Here is a 21,377-nt window from a genome sequence, read left to right on the forward strand (position 1 = left end):
GCATGAAGACCCCCTGTCGCTGGGCGGCATCGCGCGACATGATGGGCAGCGGAAGGGAGACACGATGACTTCACCCATTCTCGTCACCGGCGGAACCGGCACCCTGGGCCGCCAGGTCGTTGAGCTTCTGCAGAAAACCGGACAGGAGGTGCGAGTTCTCAGCCGAAGCCCGCAGCCGCCTCGGGCCGGCGTCGAGTTTTTCATCGGAGATCTGTCCACCGGCGTGGGAATCGACAGCGCGGTGCAGGGGGTCGAAATCATCATTCACTGTGCAGGGGGTCCCTCCGGCGATGGTCTGAAAGCACAAAACCTCGTGCGTGCCGCCTCCCTCGACGGCCGACCTCATCTCGTCTTCATCTCCGTCGTCGGCGCCGGTCGCATCCCGCTCCGCAGCAAGGCCGACCGCGCCATGTTCGGGTATTTCGGCTCGAAACTGGCCGCCGAACGGGTGATTGCCCAGTCGGGCCTCCCCTTCACGACACTGCGTGCCACCCAGTTCTACGACCTGCTGGTTCTCGTGGCCAAACAAATGGTGAAGTTACCGGCGATGCCGTCGCCGACCGGGTTCCGGTTTCAGCCGGTCGACTCCGGCGAGGTCGCGGCCCGATTGGTCGATCTCGCGCTCAGTGAACCGGCCGGCCGGGTGCCCGATCTCGGCGGACCGCGCATCTACCCTGTGGCTGATCTGCTCCGTGACTATCTGTCAGCCGCACATCGGCACCGTGTTCTGGTGCCGCTCCGCATGCCCGGCTCCGCCGCGCGTGCGATTCGCGCCGGCGCTAATTTGGCACCCGATCAGGCGATTGGCCGACGCACCTGGGAAGACTTCCTGGCCGAGCGAGTGGGTCACTCAGCGTGATTTCACTCGGTTCGCACCGCCCGCTCGTCTATTCTGTGCTGGTGCCTATTACCGCTGATTTCCCAACCCTCGCCGACAAGCGCTTCATCTCCCTGACCACATTTCGAAAGAGCGGCGAGCCCGTTTCGACCGCGGTGTGGATTGCCAGAGACGGCGATGACTTGATCGTGACGACTCCGAAAGTGAGCGGAAAGGTCAAGCGCGTCCGCAACAGCGACCGTGTCGAGATGAGACCGTGCGGCCGCAGCGGAAAGGTCGAAGCGGATGCCGTCTGCACCGTCGGCGTTGCGACGATCGCCGACGACGACGCAAGTCGGGCTCTACTCACCACTGTCTTCGGCGCAAAATACGGCCTCGAGTACCGCATCTTCATGTTCATCGAACGGCTGGGCAAGTCCGGCAACAAGGACCGCGTGCTGCTGCGGATCACGCCCGCCTGAACTCCGCCATCCGGCGCTGCCTCGCCGTACGCGCGCACCGCCTAGGCTGTCTGGGGTGAACGACATTCTCGGCTGGATCCTCGACACGGTGTCAAGTGTTGACCCGGTCGTTCGCACGCTCATCGCCTTCGTCGGCATCCTCTTGGAGACATCGGTCCTGATCGGTCTCGTGGTGCCGGGCGATACCATCGTGCTCGTCGCCGCGACCGGGGTGAAGACACCGGTCGAGTACTTCGCACTCGTTTTCGCGGTGATCGCCGGCGCACTGATCGGAGAGAGCATCGGGTTCGCGCTCGGCCGCTATTTCGGGCCGAGGATCAGGCGGAGCACCTTCGGTCGCCGGCTTGGCGAGAAGAACTGGATGCAGGCCGAGGACTATTTGAAACGGCGCGGCGGGATCGCGGTGTTTCTGTCACGCTTCCTGCCGGTGCTCCACTCACTCATTCCGCTCACCGTCGGTATGAGCACCATGCGCTATCGCACATTCATGGCCTGGACGGTGCCGGCCTGTCTGATCTGGTCGTTCGCCTATGTCAGCGTCGGTGCGGCCGCAGCCGGAAGCTACCGTGAACTGTCGGGTCGCCTGCACTTCGCCGGCTACATCTTCGTGGGCATCATCGCTGCATTCATCGTGCTGGTCTACCTCGTCAAGAAATGGCTTCACCGGCGCGAGGCGCGGCACATGACGCGTCTGGCGGAGTCTGGGGCGGCCGTCTCCGGCTCGGTAGCCTCCGCCTCCACTGAGTCCGGCTCTACTGCACCGGACACCGTCGACAACGACGATCCCCCCTTCGTCTAGCTTCAGCCCGGGGTGAGTCGCCGCAGGTGGCGGGCGCAGCGCTCTGGCGCGGTGTATTCCACTCGGCGCGGGGTAGAGCGCGCGCCCGCCGGGATACACCGCGCCCCGCTCAGAAGTCGGCCCGTGAGGTGAGGTCGAGTCGCGCCGTGATGAGCTCGGTGGGCACCGGCGTGTGCGAGATCAGGAGCACAACCCGTTCGGCACCGGCGGCTTGCAGGATATCCCGCACCAGCCGGTCGGCCTGGTGCACGTCGACGTTCGCCGTTGGTTCGTCGAGGATCAGCACCGGGAAGTCGGCGAGAAGTGCCCGCGCAACGGCGATCCGCTGCGCCTGCCCGCCCGAGACGAGGGCGCCGCGCTGTCCGACCTGGGCGTCGAGCCCCCCGCGCTCGGCCGTCCACTCGGCGAGTCCGACCCGGTCGAGCACCGCCAAGAGCTCGTCGTCGGTGGCCGTGTCGCGGGCGAAGAGCAGATTCTGACGGATGCTCTCGTCGAAGAGCCACGGGCGCTGTTCGCACAGACCGACCACACGTCGCACCTCGCGCTGTGGCAGCTCACTGGCCTCGACGCCGTCGATCCGATATGAACCGGTGTAGTCGAGGAAGCGCACGAGCGCGTGGGCGATGCTGGTCTTTCCGGTACCGCTCGGCCCAGCCAGCAGCATCCGGTCGCCCGGCTGCAGGCGGAATGACACGCCCGAAACCGCCGGAGCCGACTGCCCCGGCCAGCGCACCTCGAGGTCAGCCACCTCAAGCACCGGGCGAAGCGGCACAGGTGTTTCGGAGTTCTCCGCCGCAGCCGAGACATCAAACGGATTCTCAACAGGAATCTCGACCGGCACCACGGCCGGTGCCACACCGGCGACTCGCTCGGCGCTCGCGCGCACCTGACGCCACACCCCGAGGGCGGCCGGAATCGCGGCGAACACCTCGAACACGGCCATCGGAACAAGCACGATCACGGCCAGTGCCGGTCCGTTCAACTCACCGAGTGCGCCCTCGGAACCGGGCAAACCGAGAGCCGGGATTCCGAGCACGAGGGCAGCGAGAGTGGCAGCCCCGGCGACGAGAGAGGTGATGGAGGCTTGGAGGCCAGAGCCCAGCGCGCGGCGGAGCGTCGCGCGGCGCAGCCGGGCGTCAAGCTCGGCGATCGTCGCCAGGCGCCCGCCGAGTGCGTCGAAGGAGCGCAGCACGTCGAGGTTCTCGACCACTTCGAGCACGTCATTGGTCAGCCGACCGCGGAGCGGGGCGATGGCCCGTTCTGACGACGCGGCGACAGCCCCCGACAGCACGGTTCCGAGCAGCCCTCCGACGATTAGGCAGGCCGCCAGGGCGATGCCGGCCGCCGGAAGAATCAGCCAGACTCCGACGACACTCAGCACCGCAACGATCAGTGAGGTCAGCAGCGGCTGCACGACGCGCAGCGGCAAATCCTGCAGGTCGTCGACATCCCGAACCAGTCGCGTCAGCAGGTCACCGCGCCCGGTGCCCGACAAACCGGCCGGCGCGAGCGGCACCAACCGGCGAAACACGCCGACACGGAGCGCGGCGAGCTGGCGGAACGCGCCGTCATGGCTGACCACTCGCTCGAGATAGCGAAACGCCGAGCGGCTGAGCGCGAACGCTCGCACCCCGACAATGGCCATCGACAGAAACATGATCGGTGGCTGTTCGGCCGCCCGCGTGATCAGCCAGGCCGAGCAGGCGAGCAGCGCCACCGCCGACAGAGCGCTGCCCACACCGGCCAACAGACCGGGCACGAACCAGCGCGGTCGCGGCTGCGCCATCCGCAACACCGACCGGGCCTCGGCCTTCAGCTCGGTTGAAGCCGCATCAGCATTCGACGCTGTGGCAGTCAGAGTCGCCTCAGACATGAGCGGACTCCTGAACTCTGACGATCGCGTCGGCGGCGGCGCAGACGGCCGGCCGGTGGCTGATCACGATCACGATACGCCCCTCGGCGGCGAGCGCCTTCACCCCGTGGATGAGCGCCGCCTCAGCAGCAGCATCCAGCGCCGAGCTCGGCTCGTCGAGCACCACGACGGCGCAGTCCTCAGCCCGCGCCCGGTAGAAGGCACGCGCCACGCTCACGCGTTGCGCCTGCCCACCCGAGAGGCCGTCTCCGGCGACCGCCAACATCGTCTCCGGGTCGAGCTCGGCCGCGCCGGCATCGGCGAGCGCGCGGCGCAGCAGGCCGACATCGACGGATGCCTCCCCCAGCGTCACATTCTCGGCAATCGTCCCGGCGAACAATCCGGGCCGTTGCCCCGACCAGGCCAGCCACCCGCGCGAGGAACCCGGCTGGAGCAGTGCGTCGTCCAGGGTGATCATGCCGTCATAGTCGATGAATCCCTGCAACGCCGCGACCAGGGTGGACTTTCCGACCCCGCTCGGACCGGTGATCACGCTGAACTCGCCCGCTCGGAACTCGGCGGTGAATCGGTCGATCACCGGTGAGTCTCCCCGCATGATCGTGACATCGTCGAAGCAGAGCGTGGCATCCGTCGACCTCCCGAACGGCAGAGCGGCCAGGGCCGCATCGGTCCTGGCAGCCCGTTCGACACCTCGCCCCTCATCTTCGTCCAGAATCGCGAAGACTTCCTCCGCCGCCGCGAGACCGTCGGCGGCCGCGTGGAACTGGGCGCCGACCTGTCGCACCGGCAAGAACGCTTCCGGGGCGAGGAGCAGCACGAACAAACCCACCCCGAGCAGCAGCGAACCGTCGACCAGACGCAGCCCGACTCCCACCGCAACCAGGGCGACCGAGAGGCTCGCGGCCAGCTCAAGCACGAAGCCGCTGAGGAACGAGACCTTCAACACTGCCATCGTGCGCTGACGGTAGTCCTCGGTGATCGCACGCAGCCGTGTGGTCTGGCGGTTCTCCCGGCCGAAGATCTTCAGGGTTCCGAGCCCCCCGACCAGGTCGAGAAAACCGTTCGACAGGTGCTGCAGTGACTCCCACTGGGACTTCTGCACACCGCGGGTCGCCAGGCCGATCAGAATCATGAAAATCGGGATGAGCGGCAACGCGATGATCACCGTGATCCCGCTCGGCACATCCTGCGTGAGCATCACGAGCACCAGGATCGGCGTTGCGATCGCGGTCAGCAGCAGCTGTGGCAGGTAGCGGGAGAAGTAGTTATCGAGCGCGTCGAGACCGGTGGTGACGACCGTCGACACCTGCGCGCTCTGACGCCCGGCCAGCCAGTCCGGCCCGCGCCGCGCCACGGCATCCAGCACCTGCGAACGCAACTGGGTCTTCACGACTGCTGACGCACGCTGGGCCAAGAGCTCCTGCAGCCAGATCAGCACCGCGCGCAGCACGACCACAGCGGCCAGCGCCCCGATCCCGCCCGCCAATTCGGAGAGCGGGCGCCCCTCGACCGCCCCGGTGATCGCTTGGCTGAGCAGCCAGGCGAAGGCGATGACCGCGAAGGTCTGCACCAGGCTGACCACGGCGGTGCCGGCGAGAAACCAGCGTGCCGCTGTGGCGTAGCGCAGGAGTCGGGGGTCGAGGGGGCGCATGTCTTAGTGGGCTGCCTGTTCGATGTGTGCGCGGCTGACGCGCTTGCGGAAGATCCAGTATGTCCAGCCCTGGTAGAGGAAGATGACCGGGGCCGCGATGAGCGCCGTCCAGCTCATCACGCTCAGAGTGTACGGCGTCGACGAGGCATTCTCGATGGTCAGGCTGTTCGCCGGGTTGTTGCTGGCCGGCATGACATCGGGAAACAGCGAGGCGAACAGGGTCAGCACGGCCAGTGCAATCGTTGCGGCCATCAGGCCAAACGCCCAGCCTTCCTTGCCCCGCACGTTGGCCACGAACGAGGCCACCAGAGTCAGCGCTGCGCCGAGAGCCAGAAGAGCGGATGCGACGGTGCCATACGCGAATGTCGTCCAGACCAGGAAGGACGCCGCGACCAGAATCGTGACGACCCCTGCCCGGATGGCCAGGCTGCGGGCACGCACCCGGATGTCGCCCTCGGTCTTCAACGCCACGAAGACGACTCCGTGCGTGAAGAAGAGCAGCAGGGTGGTGAGGCCACCGAGCAGCGCGTACGGGTTCAGCAGATCGAAGAGCGTGCCGATGTAGTTGTACCCCTCATCGAGCGGAACCCCGCGCACCACGTTGGCGAAGGCAACGCCCCAGAGCAGCGCAGGCACCGCGGAGCCGACGATGATCATGCCGTCGAACCAGGCCTTCCAGCGGCTTTCGGGGCGCTGGTGCCGGTACTCGAACGAGACACCGCGGGCGATCAGCGCCAGCAGAATGATCAACAGCGGCAGGTAGAAGCCACTGAACATCGTCGCGTACCACTCGGGGAACGAGGCGAACAGCGCGGCTCCCGCCACGATCAGCCAGGTTTCGTTGAGGTCCCAGACCGGGCCGATCGTGTTGATCAGCACCCGGCGATCGGTGTCGTCTTTTCCGAGGAACGGCAGCGACATTCCGACACCGAAGTCGAAGCCGTCGAGCACGAAGTAGCCGATGAACAGCGCGGCGATAATCCAGAACCAGAGGTAGTTGAGATCCATCATCAGCTCCTAGTAAACGGTGACGCGGGGGGCGATTTCCCCGGATTCGGGGTGCGGAGTCGGGGCGTCGTCCGGCCCCTTCTTCACCGCCTTGATGATGAGTTTGAACTCGACGACCGCGAGGGCGCCGTAGATCAGGGTGAAGGCGATCAGCGAGATCAGCACTTCGACGCCGCTCACTCCGGGTGAGACTCCGTCTTCGGTCTTCAACAGCCCGAACACCAGCCACGGTTGCCGGCCCATCTCGGTGAAGATCCAGCCGACGATCATTGCGGCGAGCGACAGTGGGAAGCTCCAGATCGCGGCCTTCCAGACCCACTTGTTCTTCGGCATCCGCCCCTTGCGGGTCAGCCACAGGCCGACCACCGCGACGAGGATGTGCAGAATGCCGAGCGCGATCATCCAGCGGAACGACCAGTAGGTGACCCAGATGATCGGGGTGTAGTCGCCGGGGCCGTAGAGCTGCACGTACTGCTCTTGCAAGTTGTTGATGCCCTCAACCGTGCCGTCGAACGTGTGGGTCGACAGCAACGAGAGCAGGTACGGAACCCGAATCGAGAACAGTTCGTGCACACCGTCGGGCGTGCCGAGCGTGAAGATCGAGAACGATGCGTTCGCCCCGCTCGCCGTGTGATAGAGCGCCTCGGCCGCCGCCATCTTCATCGGCTGAGCATCGACCATGGCCAGGCTGAGCTGGTCACCCATCAGTGTGGTTCCGATGCCGGCGATGACCATCATCCACAGGCCGAGCTTGAGTGCGGGGCGCATCGTGTCGAGGTGCTGGTTGCGGTACAGGTGCCAGGCCGCGACCGAGATGATCAAGCCGGCCGAGACCATGAAGCAGGCGAAAATCGTGTGAGGGAACGCCGCGAGAGCGATCGGGTTGCTGAGCAGCTCGCCGATGCTGGTGAGCTCAGCCCGTCCCTTCGCCTCATTGATCTGGAACGCCACCGGGTTCTGCATGAACGCGTTGGCCGCGATGATGAAGTACGCGGATGCCGTGCTTCCGATCACGACCAGCCAGATCGTGGCCAGGTGCAACTTCCGCGGCAGTTTGTCCCAGCCGAAGATCCAGAGACCGATGAACGTGGCTTCCAGGAAGAACGCCACGATCCCCTCGAAGGCGAGCGGGGCGCCGAAGACGTCGCCGACGAACCGCGAGTAGTCAGACCAGTTCATCCCGAACTGGAACTCCTGCACGATTCCGGTGACGACGCCCATGGCGAAGTTGATCAAGAAGATCTTGCCGAAGAAGTGCGTGAGCTGCAGGTACTTGACCTTGTCGGTGCGTACCCATGCCGTCTGGAACAGGGCCACGGTGAGTGAGAGCCCGATAGTGAGTGGGACGAAGAGGAAGTGGTAGACGGTTGTCAACCCGAATTGCCACCTCGAGAGGAGTAACGGGTCCAGCCACTCATTCATGTTTTCTCCACTCAGTTGATTGCCATTCTGGGCAACTTCTACAACAAGTAGAACAATACTCTTCTACGTGGCGTAGAAAGCAAATCGAAATGCAGATAAACTAATGCCATGGCAAGTTTGGGTGAGTTGGAACGATCGCTGATGGATGTCTTGTGGGACACCAACCAGGCACTATCTGCGAATGAACTTCGCGATCAGCTTGCCGACCACCGAACCACACCCGCTTCTCGGGAACTCGCCACGACGACAGTGCTCACGGTACTCTCCCGCCTCGAAAACAAGGGCTTCGTCACGCGCGATCGCGAGAGCCGCCCGCACCTCTACCACGCGGTTACGTCGCGGGCAGAGCACACGGCCGAGCTCATGCACGAAGTTCTCGGTTCCGGCGGCGACCGCGAGGCCGCGCTGGCCCGTTTCATCGGCAACGTCAGTCCGCAAGAAGCCGATACGCTGCGTCAGCTGCTCGGGAGCGGCACGGTCACTTCACCGGCCGGCGCCCGCTAAGGCCGACGGCCCGACCCCGCCGATAGTCCGACTCCCCCACACCCGCGACAGCCCACACCGACGTGCTTTTCGCTGCCTTCGCTCTCGCGTTTCTCACTGTCGCCCTGGCCTGGCCGGTTCCGATCCTGCTCGCCAAGGCAACCTGGCCGAATCGGGCGCCGGGCACCGCACTCGCACTCTGGCAGGCGATCGCACTGGCCGGCGGGCTGTCGATGATCGGGGCTCTGCTCACCTGGGGGCTCATCCCGTTCGGCGACACGCTTCCGAGCGCTCTCACGTCATTGGCAACTCATCTGCTGAACGGCACGCTGCCGGCCCAGACCGGGTTCGATCATTTGATCGCACTCACCGGTGCGATTCTGCTCGGAACCCATCTCATCCTGAATCTGGTTGCGACATTCGTGCGCACCGAGCGCCAGCGCCGCCGACACCACCAACTGGTGCAACTGCTGAGTGAGCCGCTGCCCGATCGGCCGGGCACCCGCGTGATCGAACATGCGGCTCCCGTGGCCTATTGTCTGCCTGGCGCCACCCGCTCGATCACTGTGCTGTCGGCCGGAATGCTCAAGCTGCTGCAGCCCGATGAACTTCGCGGGGTCATCGCCCACGAGAAGGCGCACCTCTCGCAGCAACACCACATGGTTCTGCTGGCCTTCAAGTCCTGGCACAGCGCCCTTCCGTGGTTCCCCATCGCGAACCGCTCGGAGAACGCCGTCGCGTTGCTCGTCGAGATGCTCGCCGATGACCAAGCGCGTCACGTCGTCGACGACATCACCCTGGCCCGCGCCATTGCGCTCGTCGGAACAGCCGGTCGATTCGATCCGACCGTGGAGTCCTTCACCGAGACCGCGCATGCGGAGACCACAGCCGCCGCGGAGCCGGACCACCCCTTCGACATGGTGCTCCCCCGGGTGCGACGGCTGACCGGTCAGTACCCGCCGTTGCCGGTCGCGGCCCGCGTCGCCGTGTTCGCCGGCGCCGTCCTGCTGTTGGCGGTGCCGACGGCGATGCTGCTGTTGCTGAGCTAGTTCCGATGGTCGAGGAGCGGCCGACTTCGTCGGGCGCTCCTCGACCAGCGATCGTTCTACAGAATTCCAGCCTGCTTCAACCAGGCCGCCGCGATGACATCCGCTGACTTCTGCTCATTGACACTCTCGGCGTTCAGCGCCACGAGATCGTCCTCCGTGAGCGCAGCACTGACATCATTCAGAACAGCGGCTGCCTTGTCGTCGACCTTCTTCGAGACGATCGGCACGACATTCGACGGGAAGAACAGGTGGTCGGGGTCGGCCAGCGCGAAGAGCTTGCCGTCTGCCCATGCGGGGCTGGCCGTGTAGATGTTGGTCAGCTGGATGCTGTTGTCTTCCAGCGCCTTCACCGTGAGCGGGCCGCCGCCGTCTTCGACGGGGGTGAATCCCGCGGTCACCACACCGTACTTCTCTTTGAGGGCGGTAGGACCGTATGGCCGGGTCTCCAGCTCAGAGTTGCCGCCGACGATGATGGGTTCCGTGACATTGGTGAGAGAGGCGATGTCGGTGAGGTTGTACTTCTCGGCAAAGGCCTTGGTGACCGTCCAGGTGTTTGCATCACTGGCCGCGGCCTGATCCAGGGCACGCAGGTCAGTGGTCAGCGCCTTCGTCAAGGCGGTGTAGACATCTTCGCTCGATGCGCTGACCGCGTTCTTGTCGAGCGCCTGCAGCAGGTCACCCGTGTACTCGGGGAAGACGTCGATCTTGCCGGCCTCGATCTCGGGCAGGTAGACCTCGCGCTGCCCGATCCGGAAATCGCGCTGCACGGTGAATCCCTTGGCCTCGAGCGCCTGCGCGTAGATCTCGGCGATGATTTCGTTGGAGTAGTAGTCCTGCGAACCGACCACGAGGGTCTCGGAGTTCGCCGAACCCGTGTCCCCGCTGCCCAGAGGATTACCGGTTGAACACCCTGACAGGGCGATCATGGCCCCGACCGCGACGGCGCCTACAAGCGCCAGCCGGCCTTTATGTGCTGTGAACATCAGTTCTTCCCTTCCTCGATGGGAGTTCCCATCACCGCCGGCGACCGGGTCGGTCGCGAGCGGACATCGCGGGGGCGTCCAGCTACGACGCCGCGTGGAACAACAAGCCGTTGGGTCAAGGCCAACACACCTTCGAAGGCCAACGCCAACAGGATGACAATAATCGACCCGCCGAGCATTTCTGCATAGTTCTGTGTCTTCACACCTTCGAGAATCGGACGCCCCAGGCCAAAATTTGCGACATAGGCGGCCAACGTCGCTGTCGCGACCACCTGCAGTGTGGCTGAGCGGATGCCGCCGATCAAGAGGGGAAGGCCCAGCGGGATCTCGACCTTTCGCACAATCTGCAGCTCGCTCATCCCGACGGCACGAGCCGCGTCAATCGTGCGCCGGTCGACCGCCTCGAAACTGCTGTAGGCACCGGCAAGGATCGGCGGGATCGCCAAAACGGCCAGCGCCACATAGGGCGCCTCCAACCCGATTCCCACCCACAGTGCGACGAGTGTGAGCAAGCCCAGCGTCGGAATCGCTCGGATCCCGCCCGAGAACGACACCGCGAGCCCGCGGCCTCGCCCGGTATGCCCGACGAGGAATCCAAGAGGAATGGCGATCACCGCGGCGATCACGACGGTGACAACGGTGAACAGAATGTGCTGGGCCAGCCGGGTCGGGATGCCGTTCGGTCCGACATAGTTGACCGGATCCGTCAGCCAAGCGAGCGCTTCGGCGAAATAGTTCATGCCGTCACCGCCGGCTCCACGGCAGTCGGTCCACCCTGACCACTGTGCGCTGTTTCGTTCGGCGAACCGTTCACGACACCGCTCGCCCCGTTCGATCCGTTGCTCATCTTCTTCTGACGCCGTGTCCACGGCATCATGAGGCGACCGATCCCGACGACGAGAGCGTCAAGTACGAGGGCAACGGCCACCGTCAACACGATTCCGGCGATGATCTCCGGTTGGATGCTGCGCTGGAATCCGTCAGTGAACAAGCTACCGAGGCTTTGGATTCCAATAATCGCGCCGACGGTGGCCAGGCTGACCGTGCTGACCGTCACCACGCGGATGCCCGCCACCAGCACCGGTCCGGCCAGCGGAAGTTCCACCTTCCAGAACGCGCTCCAGGCCGAGAATCCGACGGCGACGGCAGATTGCCGAACGTCGGCGTCGACCGCGGCGAGGCCATCCGCCACCACCCGCACCATCAAGGCCACTCCATAGAGAGTGAGAGCGATGATCAGGTTGGCCGGCGAACGAACCTCGACGCCGACGACGGCCGGCAGGGCGACGAGCAGCGGAAACGAGGGGATCGCGTAGAGCAGTCCGCAGAGAGTCAGTAGCAGTCCGCGGCTGAGCCGGTAGCGGTTGGCCAACCAGCCGAGTGGGAGCGAGATCACGAAGCTGAGCACGATGGCGGGGAGGCACAGCGACAGGTGGACGAGTGTGAGCTCGCCGAGCAGATCGAGGTTGGACCAGATCCAAGTCACCGGACTTCTCCCTGCGCCTCTCTCTCCCCGCCGGGCGTCGGGGCTGCCGCGACGGGCCTGTTGTTGCCGACAAGAACGCCGGCTACGCGTCCTTCGCTGTCGACGAGCACGTCACTGCCGCCATGACTCTCGACGTGAAGAGCGCGCTTGCCGCGCTCTGCTCCGATGAAGCTCGCGACGAAGTCGTTCGCGGGGGCGCTCAGGATCTGTTTCGGCGAGCCGACCTGGGCGATGAAACCGCCCTGCTGCAGGATGACGACTTGGTCACCGAGCAGAAAAGCTTCCTCGATGTCGTGGGTCACGAAGACCACGGTCTTGTCGAGTTGCTGCTGCAATCGCACGAGTTCCTGCTGCAGTTCGCGGCGCACAATCGGATCGACGGCCCCGAACGGCTCGTCCATCAGCAGGATGTTCGGGTCGACCGCGAGCCCGCGCGCCACTCCGACGCGCTGTTGCTGTCCGCCAGACAACTGGCTGGGATAGCGGTCGGCCAGCGACCGGGGTAAGCCGACCGTATCCAGCAGGCCCAGCGCATCCTGACGCGCTTTCTTCTTGGGCACCCCGCGCAAGAGGGGAACCGTTGCCACATTGTCGATGACCGTGCGGTGCGGCAGCAAACCGGAGTTCTGCATGACGTAGCCGATGCTACGCCGTAGCTTCACCGGCGGAAGGGTGCTGATGTCGGTGTCGTCGATCTTCACCATGCCGGCCGTCGGGTCGACCATGCGGTTGATCATGCGCAGGAGCGTCGTCTTGCCGGAACCCGAGGATCCCACCAGCACGGTGGTTTTTCGCGAAGGAATGACCAGGCTGAAATCGTTGACGGCAACGGTGCCGTCAGGAAACTGTTTTGTGACTGCACAAAACTCGATCATGGGGTGGCTCATTCCTCGAATGGAGTCGGATCAACACGTGCCAGGTATCAACACAACCATTCTTCGGGGCCAGAGGCAAAAAAGATTGGAACGAGTTGGGATCAGTCTGCGAGAAGCGCGAGTGGATTTGCGGGCCGGGAGGACTGCGGGGCGCTGAGCGAAGCGCTCGGCCCGTAATAGCCGACCAGGTAGTCGTGCACGACGCGGCGACTCTCGTCGATGAACCGTTCGTCCCCCTGCGGATCGGAGTAGAAGGCACGGGTGATGATCCCGTCGGCCATCTCCAGTGCGACTTCGAGGCGGAAGATGAGGTCGGGCCCGCCGGGCAGGCCGAACTCCTCCGCCAGCACGTGGGCCAATCGGGTGGCGAAGAAACCGCCATCGACGTCCTCGCCGAAGGAGGCGCGCTCACGATCGACGAAGCTCATGATGCGGAAGCCCGGCTCGGAACGGTGCAGACCGACATAGGCCGTGATGGCACAGTCGAGGGCGTCCCACCAGGTCTCCGGTTCGCTGATATCCAGCTCAAGGATGACCCGTTCACGGAACCGCTGATCGGCCCGGTCGCGCAGCGCGTTCAGAACAGCGACGCGGTCAGGGTAATAACGGTAGACCGTGCCGATCGAGGCGCCGGCACGCTCGGCGACCATTGCCGTCGTGATGCGGTCGAAACCGATCTCATCTACAACTTCTGCCGCGGCGTCGAGCAGTGCCGACAATCGCGCTGCACTCCGCTGCTGAATGGGCTCCACGCGAATCTGCTGATTCGCAGCTCCAGATCCCACACTGAACATGTCGCCAAACGCCACGGATCCTCCTGCACTAGTGACTTCAATCCTAAAGGAGCCGACGACGTCACTTGCACACCGCCGATCGTGTGTCGCCCCCTGCCACCGGCCGATCTCCAGCCGGGCGTGCCAGACTGAGTGAGTGCAACATTCTCCCGCCGAACGATCGAACGCGACGGCTCCGGCAACCATGATGCATGGCGCGGCCCGCTTCGAGGATGCGTTGCACAATGTGCGCGATCGGTTCGCACGCCGACGCGGCCACCGACCGACGGTCATCCCGTACACCGGCTATGGGTCAACCGACTGGGCACGCATCCTGTGCCGTGTTCTGCTGACCAAGCCCGCACAGCCCAAACGCAAGGAACCGACACGCAGTTTTCTGCGTCGGCGAGCCGAGCGTCGCGACGCCGGATTGCGCGGCTGGCGCAGTTTCACCAGCGTTCCCGTGCAAGACGCCTTGGTGACCATTGAAATCGACGGCACGGTACATCAGGTTCAGGCCGACCGTGGCGGCGTCGTCGACGCGGTGGTTTCGGTCGCGCTCACTCCGGGGTGGCACACGGCGCTGCTGCACACCCCGGGGTCTGCCGCCCCGGTCGAATCTCCGGTCTTCATCGTGGCCCCCACCGTGACCACCGGCATCATTTCGGATGTCGACGACACGGTCATGGTGACCACGCTCCCCCGCCCGCTTCTTGCGGCCTGGAACACCTTTGTTCTCGACGAGCACGCCCGGGTTCCTACGCCCGGCATGGCCGTGCTGCTCGACCGATTGGCCGTCGGGGCGCCCGGGGCACCCGTTATCTACCTGTCGACCGGCGCCTGGAACGTCGCGCCCACTCTCACCCGGTTCCTCTCCCGCAATCTGTACCCGGCCGGCGCGCTGCTGCTCACCGATTGGGGACCGACCCACGACCGCTGGTTCCGCAGCGGCCGCGAGCACAAGCGCGACAACCTGCGCCGTTTGGCCGGCGAGTTCCCGCAGATGCGCTGGATTCTGGTCGGCGACGACGGACAGCACGACGAGGCGATCTACAGCGAATTCCAGCGGGAGTTTCCGGACAACGTGGCCGCGGTGGCCATCCGTCAGCTATCCCCCAGCCAGGCCGTTCTGGCCGGTGGCCGTTCGAAGGACGCCATGCACGGCACGCCGGACGCCCCCTGGTTCTACGGCCCGGATGGCTCGAGTCTCGCCAATCAGCTCGCCGAGCGCGGCCTGCTCTAACCAGCCTCGCGTTCTGGCGCGGTCGTCTGGCGCCGTCTTCTGCCGCCGAGCTGTTCTCTGCGAATTCTGGCGCGGTGTATCCCCGTGGGCGATGGGTAGAACGCGCGCCCGCGGGGATAGCCCGCGCCGAGATTGTTGGGGCCGCTCCTTCGGAGCGGGAAGTCGCAACGGAGCGACTAGGGATACAGCGTCGAGATCGCCCACGAGGCGCCCACGCGCTGATAGAGCGCGCGGGTTTGCGGTCCCGTCGTCGAGCCCTGCCAGAACTCGACTCGCTCGGGCGCGAGTGCGTAGACGGCCCACTCAGGATCGACGAGGGCCGGGTTGTCGTGCAGAGCATTCCGCGCACGATCGAAGGCGGCCTGGTAGGCATCCGGAGCGGCAAGCACCTCACTCTGGTGTCCAACCAGAATCGATGCCCGCGCGGTCTCGGACCGCTCGCGAAAGTCGCGCGCGGCGGCATCCGCTGACAGACGAAGAACCGGGCCGGTGAGACGCACCTGGCGGCCAAGCACCGGCCAGAAGTAGGTAGCCGCCGCGAACGGATGCGCCGCGAGGGCCCGCCCCTTCGGGCTCGACGCGTGCGTGGCAAACTGCCAGCCGTGCTCGTCGAGGGCGGTCAGCAAGACATTGCGCGCGGCCGGCATGTCGTCGTCGCCTCGAGTGGCCAGCGTCATCACCCGGGCGGCGGGTTGGCCGGCCGCTGCGACTTCGCGCAGCCACCGGAGAAAGAGCTCGTCCGGCGTGGTCGGAAGCGCGGCAACGTCGAGCGGCGGTAGCGCGGCGGGAAACATGGGCAAGCTGCGGAGCCACTGCCGCAGGGAGTTGGCCTGGTCGGCTGGCGGCGCTGCGGCCGGCGAGGATCCCGGCGAGGATTCGGGCGTCATCCCAGGAGCGTAGCGAAAATCGGCGCGGCCTGACGGCGGGGCCAGACTGGTTCTACGCTGAAGGCGTCAGCGTGTTCGAGCGTCGGCGCGTTCACAACGGTAGCGAAGGAGCAGCGATGAATCAGAATGCTGATCGCTCGATGACCGACCGGATCGTGCTCATCACCGGTGCAACCGGGGGCATCGGACGCGCCACCGCTCTCGGCCTCGCCGAAAGGGGCGCCCACGTCGCGATCACCGGGCGAGACCGGGCACGCACCGACGACGCGCGGCGGGAGATTGAACGGGTGGGTGGCGGTGAGGTCGACGTATTCGTCGCCGACCTCTCGTCCCAGGCCGAGGTGCGGAGGCTCGCGGACGACGTGCTCGAACGGCTGCCCCGCCTCGACGTGCTGATCAACAACGTCGGCGGTTACTGGAACACTCGACACGTCACCGTCGACGGCCTCGAGCACACCTTCGCGCTCAACCACCTCGCTCCGTTCTTGTTGACCAATTTGCTGCGTGATCGGCTCACGCAGAGCGCTCCGTCTCGTATCGTCACGGTGTCGTCGAATGCGCAGGCCCTCGGCCGGATCGATTTCGACGATCTCCAGGGTGAGCGCTCGTATTCCGGCTCCCGGGCTTACAACCAGTCGAAACTCGCCAATGTTCTGTTCACCTATGAGTTGGCGAGGAGATTGGAGGGCACGTCGGTGACGGTCAATGCCTTGCATCCCGGCGTCGTGAACACCGGCTTCGGGGCCGACGACCCCGCGCCGATCCAGCGGCTGTTTGTGCCGCTCGCTCGCCCGTTCATGAAGAGCCCGGCCCGGGGAGCAGCAACGTCGATCTTGCTCGCGTCCTCCCCCGAACTCGCGGAGACTACTGGCCGCTTCTTCGCCAACGGCAATCAGGCCAGGTCGTCACCGCGCAGCTACAACCAGGCGGATGCCGCCCGGCTCTGGAAGGTGAGCGCGGAGCTTGTCGGCCTGGAGCAGTCGGAATGACCGCGACCTCGTTTTACAGACCTGCCTGACTTCGACTATGACCGTCTACTTCCAGTGCCGCACCGAGCTAGAGACGACGATTCAGGAATCGTTCGATCTGGCGCGAAGCATCGATGTGCACGTGGACTCGATGTCGCGCTCTCGCGAGCGCGCGATCGGAGGAGTGACGGGTGGTCTGATCGCCGAGGGCGAGGAGGTGACCTGGCGAGCACGTCACTTCGGGATTCCGTTCCGGCTGACGAGCCGAATCACGGAGATGGCGATTCCCCGTTCCTTCGTCGACAAGCAGGTGCGTGGACCGTTTCGCTCGTTCCGTCACGAACACACTTTTAGTGAGCATCAGGGGCGCACTACGATGATCGATCACGTTGAATTCAGCGCTCCATTTGGAGTACTCGGCCGCCTCGCGGAGAAACTAGTCCTCGCGCGCTACCTACGTCGGCTGATCGAACAGCGCAATCGGTTTCTGGTCACTGCGGCTCAGCAGGCGCCCCCAGGCTAGAGCCCGGAGCAACTGACCGCGCGAACGCCGACTCGGCGGGGCGCGCCCAAACCACTACCATCGCGGTTGCAAGTGGGCCGAGCAACAGCCCGAGGACAAACCATACCCACCGACGACGACCCTTCGTTTCGGCGAGTCCGGCAGTGACGATCGCCAAGGCAAGCCACCAGCCGCCGTTATCGTAGACCACCGTCGAATCTGTCATCCCGCCAGAGTAGCGGGGGATGTGACAGAGCAGGTCGCACTCGAGGCCACGGAATGAGCGCACCCCGCAGAATCGCGGTCGAGAAAGCTAACCGCGCAAGCGGTCGAGCCCTCGGTTGATCTGGCGCGCCCAGAGCGGACCCTGGTAGAGGAATGCCGTGTAACCCTGCACGAGTGTGGCGCCGGCATCGAGACGCTCGACAACCTGCTCCGCCGTTTCAACGCCACCGACCGAGATCACGCAGAGCTCGGCGGGAACCGACGCACGGATCAGCTTGAGCACCGCGAGGGACCGGGCGTGCAACGGGGCTCCGGACAGTCCGCCGGCGCCGGCCGCTTCGACCACCGCGGCATCCGTCTTCAGATTGGCGCGCGACAGAGTCGTGTTCGTCGCGATGATTCCGTCGAGTTTCAGGGAGACGGTCAGTTCGGCGATGCGAGTGACCTCCTCGTCGCTGAGGTCGGGAGCGATCTTGACCAGCAGGGGCGTCGTGCCGGCCGCCGTCTTCACCGCGGTGAGCAGGGGGGCGAGCTGGTCGAGTTCCTGCAGCCCGCGCAGACCCGGCGTGTTCGGTGAGCTCACGTTGACGACAAGGTAGTCGGCGAGCGGGGCGAGCGCCGTGGCGCTCTCCAGATAGTCGGCGGTGGCGTTCTCCACCTCGACCACGCGGCTCTTGCCGATGTTGATGCCGAGCACCGGGCGACCGGCCACGGAGCGCACCTTGAACAGACGGGACACTGCGGATGCTGCGCCACCGTTGTTGAAGCCCATCCGGTTGATCACGGCACGGTCTTTGATCAGGCGAAACAGCCGCGGTGCGGGATTGCCGGGCTGCGCGACGGCGGTGAGCGTGCCCACCTCGACATGCCCGAAACCGAGCTGGCCGAGGCCGATGACGGCTTTGCCGTCTTTGTCGAAGCCGGCGGCCAGGCCGAACGGCGACTCAAAGCGCAGTCCGAGGGTTGTGACACTCTGATCGGTGCGCGGACGCGTGAACCGATTCACGAGGCGGCCGAAGCCGAGTGTCGGCAATGCCTGAATCACGACGAACGCGAGGTGGTGGGCGCGCTCCGGGTCGATACGGCTCAGCACCTGGGCGAAGAAAAGTCGATACATTCTGGAGTTTTACCGCTCGGTCGAGGTTGCTGCGGACGAGGTAGATGCGAGGTGTTTATACAGACGGCGTCGGGGGCTGAACGCGCGTGCCGTCTTGATGTTCTGCGCGCAGCTGAGTGATCGCACTTTCGAAGTCATCGAGCGAGTCGAACGCCTGGTAGACGCTGGCAAACCGCAGGTACGCCACCTCGTCGAGCTCCCGCAACGGCAGCAGAATCGCTAAACCGATGTCGTTGGCGTCGATCTGCGAGGCTCCGGTCTGACGAATCGTCTCTTCGACCTTCTGAGCCAGCAATGCCAGGTCGGAATCCGTGACCGGACGACCCTGGCAGGCCTTGCGCACGCCGGCGACGATCTTCTCCCGGCTGAACGGTTCGACGACACCGCTGCGCTTGATGATGTTCAAGCTGGCTGTCTCGGTGGTGCTGAAACGGCGACCGCATTCGGGGCACTGGCGACGGCGTCGAATCGACAGTCCGTCGTCGCTCGTGCGCGAGTCGATGACTCGGGAGTCTGGGTGGCGACAGAACGGGCAAAACATTGTGTATTCAGCTTACCGTGACGAATCGCACGAGACGGATGCCCCCACCCCGAGCAGGCGCTCTCACGCGAGCTCGGGTCGCACACAAGCGTCCGTCTCGAGCTACTCCCCCGCGAATCTCACGCGCACGGCATCACCGTGGGCGGGAAGCGCCTCGGCATCCGACAGCGCACCGATGTGGGCCGCGACGGTGCGCAAGGCATCTTCGCTGTAGCGCACGACCTGCTGCGGTCGCAAGAACGTGTAGGCACCGAGTCCCGACGAGAACCGTGACTGGCCACCGGTCGGCAGCACGTGGTTCGAGCCGGCCGCGTAGTCCCCGAGGCTCACCGGGGAGTGCGGGCCGATGAAAATGGCGCCGGCATTCTCGATGTTCTCAAGCACGGCATCCGGCTCACTCGTCTGAATTTCGAGGTGCTCCGGCCCGAACGCATTGCTGAACGCGGCGGCCGTGGCCAGATCGTCGACGAGTACGATGGCCGACTGCGTGCCGGAGAGCGAAGCAGTCACTCGCTCGCTGTGTGTCGTCGACACGGCAAGCTCGTCGAGGCGGGCTTCGACGGCCGCGGCCAGCGCCGGGGAGTTTGTAACCAGCACCGCGGCGGCGAGCTCATCGTGCTCTGCCTGGCTGACCAGGTCTGCTGCGACAAACGCGGCGTCGGCGGTGTCGTCGGCGATCACGAGGATGTCGGTGGGTCCGGCTTCGGCGTCGATCCCGGTCTGCCCACGCACGAGGCGCTTCGCTGCAGCGACGTAGACGTTGCCGGGGCCGGTGACGAGCTGCACGGGGTCGAGTCCGAGGTCTGGCACGCCGTAGGCGAATGCGCCGACCGCGCCGGCCCCACCCATCGCGTAGATCTCGTCGACGCCGAGGAGCCCGGCGACGGCAAGGATGGTCGGGTGCACGCGGCCGCCGAAGTGGCGCTGCGGCGGTGAGGCGAGGGCGATCTGGGAGACCCCGGCGACCTGGGCCGGAACGACATTCATTACGACGCTCGACGGGTAGACGGCCTTGCCGCYGGGAACGTAGAGGCCCACTCGGTGGATCGGCTGCCAGCGTTGGGTGATTTCGGCGCCGTCGGCGATCGTGGTCGTGACGCGCGGCGGCACCTGGGCAGCACTGGCCAGGCGCACACGCCTGATCGTCTCTTCGATGGCGATGCGCACGGCCGGATCGAGGGCGGCCACTGCCTCTGCAATCTGCTCAGCGGGAACTCGCACATGCTCGGGGCGCACTCGGTCGAGGCGCTCGGCCTGGTCGAGCAGCGCGGCAACGCCGCGCGTTCGCACATCTGCGATCAGTTCGGCCGCGACGTCGCTGGCGAGCGCGACATCGGTCAGTGCACGCGGCACAGCGGCGAGCAGTTCGGCCGGGCTGAGCCGGGTTCCGCGGAGGTCTATGGTCTGGATCATCCCAGCTAGCCTATCCGCGAACATTCCGCACTGGGGATTAGGCTCGATCTGAAAGAGAGTGCTGCATCTGAATGAATAGTTCCCTCACACCCCGGCCACAGGATGCCGATCCGCGACCGGACGCCACTGCTCCCCCGCTCGACGCTTCAGAGCCCGTCGACCTCGCCGCCTTCAAGCATGCGTTCCGTCGTCATGCGGCCGGCGTCGCAGCGATCACGGCCCTGGCCCCGGATGGCTCGCCCGTCGGCTTCACCGCCACCTCGTTGGCCTCGCTCTCCGCGGTTCCTCCGCTCGCCACATTCAACATGGCGCGCTCAGCGAGCACCTGGCCGGCGATTGTTGAGAGCGACCGGGTGATCATCCACATGCTCGGCGCCCGCAATCGGGCGGTGGCAGAGCTGCTGGCCGGACCACACGCCGCTCGTTTCATCGGCGACCACTGGCATCCCGGACCGTTCGGATTGCCGCTGCTGAACGGCGTGACGTCATGGATGGTCGGCCGGATCATCGAGCGCGTGCCGGTGCACAACAACGCGGTCGTGGTGGTGCAGATCGAGAGCGGCGGAATGGGCGTCGACGACGAGGCGCTGCTCTACCACGAGCGCACCTTCCGCACGCCAGGCGCTGCCGTCTAGCTGTACTGCCCAGGGACGTTGGTTGACTCGGTGTGACGACTCGCTGTAGTCATTGACGAAAGGGTGAGGGTCTCCGGTTCACAGTGGTGTTGCTTAGACATTCACTAAAACCAGGAGACCCTCATGTCCCACGCTAATGCTGCGC

General features: G+C 65.4%; 22 protein-coding genes. 9 read left to right on the top strand and 13 right to left on the bottom strand.

The features are described from left to right. The first annotated feature begins 64 nt into the window (after positions 1 to 64). From AB4Y63_RS14190 to AB4Y63_RS14200, 3 genes are read left to right on the top strand one after another with little or no spacing between them, the layout of a single operon-like run. Complete coding sequence (locus AB4Y63_RS14190) at positions 65 to 859, top strand: SDR family oxidoreductase (RefSeq protein WP_441791710.1); 795 nt, start codon at positions 65 to 67, stop codon at positions 857 to 859. Positions 860 to 900: 41 nt separating this feature from the next. Continuing rightward, complete coding sequence (locus AB4Y63_RS14195; RefSeq protein WP_441791711.1) at positions 901 to 1,299, top strand: PPOX class F420-dependent oxidoreductase; 399 nt, start codon at positions 901 to 903, stop codon at positions 1,297 to 1,299. Between the two features lie 55 nt (positions 1,300 to 1,354). After that, positions 1,355 to 2,098, top strand: coding sequence for a DedA family protein (locus AB4Y63_RS14200; RefSeq protein WP_441791712.1), 744 nt, complete (start codon positions 1,355 to 1,357; stop codon positions 2,096 to 2,098). Between the two features lie 109 nt (positions 2,099 to 2,207). On the opposite strand, the gene cydC is transcribed toward AB4Y63_RS14200, so the two are convergent. The 4 genes from cydC to AB4Y63_RS14220 are packed head-to-tail and all read right to left on the bottom strand — an operon-like array spanning position 2,208 to position 8,052. Next, complete coding sequence (gene cydC, locus AB4Y63_RS14205) at positions 2,208 to 3,971, bottom strand: thiol reductant ABC exporter subunit CydC (RefSeq protein WP_441791713.1); 1,764 nt, start codon at positions 3,969 to 3,971, stop codon at positions 2,208 to 2,210. After that, the gene (gene cydD, locus AB4Y63_RS14210) at positions 3,964 to 5,622 is read right to left on the bottom strand and encodes a thiol reductant ABC exporter subunit CydD (RefSeq protein ID WP_441791714.1); all 1,659 of its coding nucleotides are present in this window, start codon (positions 5,620 to 5,622) and stop codon (positions 3,964 to 3,966) included. The genes cydC and cydD overlap by 8 nt, the downstream gene beginning before the upstream one ends. Before the next feature lie 3 nt (positions 5,623 to 5,625). Then, positions 5,626 to 6,630 carry a cytochrome d ubiquinol oxidase subunit II gene (gene cydB / locus AB4Y63_RS14215; RefSeq protein ID WP_441791715.1) on the bottom strand — a complete coding sequence of 335 codons (1,005 nt, stop codon included), beginning with the start codon at positions 6,628 to 6,630 and terminating at the stop codon, positions 5,626 to 5,628. 9 nt (positions 6,631 to 6,639) lie between these two features. Then, positions 6,640 to 8,052, bottom strand: coding sequence for a cytochrome ubiquinol oxidase subunit I (locus AB4Y63_RS14220; RefSeq protein ID WP_441791716.1), 1,413 nt, complete (start codon positions 8,050 to 8,052; stop codon positions 6,640 to 6,642). Between the two features lie 108 nt (positions 8,053 to 8,160). Here AB4Y63_RS14220 and AB4Y63_RS14225 point away from each other — a divergent pair, with 108 nt between their 5' ends. Both AB4Y63_RS14225 and AB4Y63_RS14230 read left to right on the top strand, forming a co-directional pair. Next, a complete protein-coding gene (locus tag AB4Y63_RS14225; protein WP_441791717.1) occupies positions 8,161 to 8,556 on the top strand; it encodes a BlaI/MecI/CopY family transcriptional regulator in 396 nt (131 codons plus the stop codon). 62 nt (positions 8,557 to 8,618) lie between these two features. Beyond that, positions 8,619 to 9,584, top strand: coding sequence for a M56 family metallopeptidase (locus tag AB4Y63_RS14230; RefSeq protein WP_441791718.1), 966 nt, complete (start codon positions 8,619 to 8,621; stop codon positions 9,582 to 9,584). Positions 9,585 to 9,640: 56 nt separating this feature from the next. On the opposite strand, the gene AB4Y63_RS14235 is transcribed toward AB4Y63_RS14230, so the two are convergent. From AB4Y63_RS14235 to AB4Y63_RS14255, 5 genes are all read right to left on the bottom strand, one after another. Beyond that, positions 9,641 to 10,567: an ABC transporter substrate-binding protein gene (locus AB4Y63_RS14235; protein ID WP_441791719.1), complete on the bottom strand. Its 927-nt coding sequence runs from the start codon at positions 10,565 to 10,567 to the stop codon at positions 9,641 to 9,643. Continuing rightward, positions 10,567 to 11,307 (bottom strand): ABC transporter permease, encoded by a 741-nt coding sequence (locus AB4Y63_RS14240; RefSeq protein WP_441791720.1) that lies wholly within the window; start codon positions 11,305 to 11,307, stop codon positions 10,567 to 10,569. The genes AB4Y63_RS14235 and AB4Y63_RS14240 overlap by 1 nt, the downstream gene beginning before the upstream one ends. Continuing rightward, positions 11,304 to 12,053: an ABC transporter permease gene (locus tag AB4Y63_RS14245; RefSeq protein WP_441791721.1), complete on the bottom strand. Its 750-nt coding sequence runs from the start codon at positions 12,051 to 12,053 to the stop codon at positions 11,304 to 11,306. The genes AB4Y63_RS14240 and AB4Y63_RS14245 overlap by 4 nt, the downstream gene beginning before the upstream one ends. Then, positions 12,050 to 12,928, bottom strand: a complete 879-nt coding sequence (locus AB4Y63_RS14250) for an ABC transporter ATP-binding protein (protein ID WP_441791722.1) — start codon at positions 12,926 to 12,928, stop codon at positions 12,050 to 12,052. Before AB4Y63_RS14250 ends, AB4Y63_RS14245 begins: the two co-directional genes overlap by 4 nt. Positions 12,929 to 13,029: 101 nt before the next feature. Further along, positions 13,030 to 13,737 (bottom strand): TetR family transcriptional regulator, encoded by a 708-nt coding sequence (locus AB4Y63_RS14255; RefSeq protein WP_441791723.1) that lies wholly within the window; start codon positions 13,735 to 13,737, stop codon positions 13,030 to 13,032. A 169-nt stretch (positions 13,738 to 13,906) separates the two neighbouring features. Here AB4Y63_RS14255 and AB4Y63_RS14260 point away from each other — a divergent pair, with 169 nt between their 5' ends. Continuing rightward, complete coding sequence (locus AB4Y63_RS14260) at positions 13,907 to 14,944, top strand: App1 family protein (protein ID WP_441791733.1); 1,038 nt, start codon at positions 13,907 to 13,909, stop codon at positions 14,942 to 14,944. A 176-nt stretch (positions 14,945 to 15,120) separates the two neighbouring features. On the opposite strand, the gene AB4Y63_RS14265 is transcribed toward AB4Y63_RS14260, so the two are convergent. Beyond that, positions 15,121 to 15,831 (bottom strand): pyridoxine/pyridoxamine 5'-phosphate oxidase, encoded by a 711-nt coding sequence (locus tag AB4Y63_RS14265; RefSeq protein ID WP_441791724.1) that lies wholly within the window; start codon positions 15,829 to 15,831, stop codon positions 15,121 to 15,123. A 116-nt stretch (positions 15,832 to 15,947) separates the two neighbouring features. Between AB4Y63_RS14265 and AB4Y63_RS14270 the strand changes: the two genes are divergently transcribed. Together AB4Y63_RS14270 and AB4Y63_RS14275 are read left to right on the top strand one after the other, a co-directional pair. Then, complete coding sequence (locus tag AB4Y63_RS14270; RefSeq protein ID WP_441791725.1) at positions 15,948 to 16,820, top strand: SDR family oxidoreductase; 873 nt, start codon at positions 15,948 to 15,950, stop codon at positions 16,818 to 16,820. Between the two features lie 37 nt (positions 16,821 to 16,857). Beyond that, positions 16,858 to 17,322, top strand: coding sequence for an SRPBCC family protein (locus AB4Y63_RS14275; protein ID WP_441791726.1), 465 nt, complete (start codon positions 16,858 to 16,860; stop codon positions 17,320 to 17,322). Between the two features lie 292 nt (positions 17,323 to 17,614). Here AB4Y63_RS14275 and AB4Y63_RS14280 read toward each other — a convergent pair whose 3' ends face one another. The 3 genes from AB4Y63_RS14280 to hisD form a co-directional block, all read right to left on the bottom strand. Continuing rightward, the gene (locus tag AB4Y63_RS14280; protein ID WP_441791727.1) at positions 17,615 to 18,643 is read right to left on the bottom strand and encodes a quinone-dependent dihydroorotate dehydrogenase; all 1,029 of its coding nucleotides are present in this window, start codon (positions 18,641 to 18,643) and stop codon (positions 17,615 to 17,617) included. A 55-nt stretch (positions 18,644 to 18,698) separates the two neighbouring features. After that, positions 18,699 to 19,184: a transcriptional regulator NrdR gene (nrdR, locus tag AB4Y63_RS14285; RefSeq protein WP_441791728.1), complete on the bottom strand. Its 486-nt coding sequence runs from the start codon at positions 19,182 to 19,184 to the stop codon at positions 18,699 to 18,701. Between the two features lie 102 nt (positions 19,185 to 19,286). Further along, positions 19,287 to 20,597, bottom strand: coding sequence for a histidinol dehydrogenase (hisD, locus tag AB4Y63_RS14290; RefSeq protein ID WP_441791729.1), 1,311 nt, complete (start codon positions 20,595 to 20,597; stop codon positions 19,287 to 19,289). Between the two features lie 71 nt (positions 20,598 to 20,668). On the opposite strand from hisD, the gene AB4Y63_RS14295 reads away from it, so the two are divergent. Then, on the top strand, positions 20,669 to 21,232 hold the full coding sequence (locus AB4Y63_RS14295) for a flavin reductase family protein (protein ID WP_441791730.1): 564 nt from the start codon (positions 20,669 to 20,671) through the stop codon (positions 21,230 to 21,232). The last annotated feature ends 145 nt before the right edge of the window (positions 21,233 to 21,377 follow it).

This window comes from Leifsonia sp. YAF41 (genome assembly GCF_052113185.1).
Taxonomy (GTDB): domain Bacteria; phylum Actinomycetota; class Actinomycetes; order Actinomycetales; family Microbacteriaceae; genus Cryobacterium.